We start from the raw sequence: 1,541 nt of genomic DNA on the forward strand, positions 1-1,541 counted from the left end.
ATCAGTGTGGAGTATCTCAAGCAGGCCATTCGCTTTGCGGCGGAGTGCGGCGCCCCCGTGGTCAACACCGACGAGGGCCCCAAGCCGCACTGGACCACCGAGGAAGAGGATTTCGTCCTCATGAAGTACACGCTCCAGGAGGCCGCCTTTGTGGCCGAGCGACGTGGAATCCTCATCGGGCTGGAGCCCCATCAGCAGTACAGCAAGACGCCTGAGGGCCTGGATCGCATCTACAACCTCGTGCGATCTCCGGTGATCGGCATCAATTTCGACACCGGCAACGCCTTCCTGGCGGGACAGGATCCGATTGCCTGGCTGGAACGTGTCGCCGATCGGCTGGTGCACCTTCACGCCAAAGATATTTCGGTGCAGCAGGCCGAGGCCGAGCGAGGGAAAGTCACCGGGACGCCTGTCGGCTGTGCCTGCGGAGATGGTGTGATTGATTGGAAGAAGGTCATCGAGATCTGTCGTCGTGCCCCGCGCGACATCGTCCTCAGTGTGGAATGCGGCACCATCGAACAGGCAGAAAAAAGCATCAAGTACCTGAAGTCGCTTCTGTAAAAGCGAGCAAAAACGGCAGCCCATTTTGAGAAGTCGGCGAGTTTTTCCGGACTTCCTCCGGTATGTGTCAATCACCTCCCAATTTGGTGACCCGGCGTTTGAGAAACGGCAGCGGGTTGAGATTGGGGATGGGCGACCGCGTACAGGCGGCTCAGGGTCGTCACGTAGAGCACCCCGTTGGCTGCCACGGCCGTGGAGGCGGTGCCGTCGCCCAGTTCGATGCGGGCAAGAAGCTGTTTGGTGCTGTCGGCCTTGAATATCCAGAAGAGACCGCGCCGCGTGCCCACGTAAACTTTTCCATCCGCCACGAGTGTGGACGCCCAGACCTCGCCCTCCAGGTCGTGCGTCCAGTAAGGCTGGCCGGTTTCCGCGTCCACGCAGTGGAGATATCCGCCGCAATCGGCAACGAACACCAGGCCGTTCCAGATGGAAGGCGTCGAACAGCAGTGCTCCTTCAAAGGATAGGACCACAGTTGATGGGTGTGCGTCACATCGCCTTGGCCGGTTGCGTCAATGCATTTCAGCCAGGCTTCCCGCTTCCCCCACCAGATATCGCCTCCCACGGTCACATACACCCGGTTGCGATAGACCACCGGCATGCTTTTGATGTTGCTCGGGCTGATCTTTCGGTTGCCGATGTACTGGTGCACGTTTTCCTTGGGCGCGGTGGGGTCGCAGTCGAACTTCCAGACCAGGCGGAGCGGGGCCACTCCGGTGGATTGAAAATCCTGGGGAAGGGCCTCAAAAGCATAAACAACGCCGTCGCCTCCACAAAAGATGATGAGCCGTTGACCGTTGATCTCGGCAAGGGCCGGAGACGACCAGGTGGCGTGAAAGATCCGCGGGCCGATGTGTTCCGCGTCCTGGGCCACCAGTTTTCCCGTGTTTTTGTCGAGCACGATGAGACTGGGGGCTTCCGGCTTACGAATGCGGCGGTGCGTGTTGTCCACCCCATTCCCTGAATTGAGATAGAGGACGCG

2 protein-coding genes are annotated in these 1,541 nt (G+C 60.0%); one reads left to right on the top strand and one right to left on the bottom strand.

Annotated elements, in window-relative coordinates; translation table 11 throughout:
* A partial coding sequence (locus tag H5U08_RS18390; protein WP_297036490.1) for a sugar phosphate isomerase/epimerase occupies positions 1 to 561 on the top strand: 561 nt, incomplete at its 5' end.
* 71 nt (positions 562 to 632) lie between these two features.
* On the opposite strand, the gene H5U08_RS18395 is transcribed toward H5U08_RS18390, so the two are convergent.
* On the bottom strand, positions 633 to 1,541 hold a 909-nt coding region (locus H5U08_RS18395; protein WP_297036493.1), incomplete at its 5' end, for a PQQ-binding-like beta-propeller repeat protein.

The sequence above is a fragment of the Thermogutta sp. genome, assembly GCF_014359955.1.
Taxonomy (GTDB): Bacteria; Planctomycetota; Planctomycetia; order Pirellulales; family Thermoguttaceae; genus Thermogutta.